Source organism: Pseudomonas sp. SIMBA_041, from assembly GCF_046535095.1.
Classification (GTDB): Bacteria; Pseudomonadota; Gammaproteobacteria; order Pseudomonadales; family Pseudomonadaceae; genus Aquipseudomonas; species Aquipseudomonas mucoides.
The window spans coordinates 1-263 of record NZ_JAWRXJ010000465.1 but is presented as its reverse complement, the minus strand read 5'-3'; the positions used below and the strand labels follow the sequence as shown (position 1 = coordinate 263).

Below are 263 nucleotides of genomic sequence, written 5' to 3'. Positions count from 1 at the left end.
AGCTGACACGTTTTAACTGTTTAGGATTTATCTATGACTATATCATCGCTAGATAGCGCTACTGTTACCTTAAAACAGCTTATAGATGCCAATAAAAGCCAGCAGCAAAAACTGGCTGAGCAGCTTACAGCGATGATAGCAACATCGATTCAGGAAACATCAAGACAGGCAGAGTCAGCTCAAGCTCAATCTATTGCCCATACTCCGTTTCAACAGTTTCGCTTAGACAATCGCCAATTGGATGCGAATGACGTATTTGTCCT

1 protein-coding gene is annotated in these 263 nt (G+C 41.8%); it reads left to right on the top strand.

What is annotated here, in order from left to right; genetic code table 11:
- Positions 1 to 33: 33 nt before the first annotated feature.
- On the top strand, positions 34 to 263 hold a 230-nt coding region (locus SB725_RS31940), incomplete at its 3' end, for a hypothetical protein (protein ID WP_410923471.1).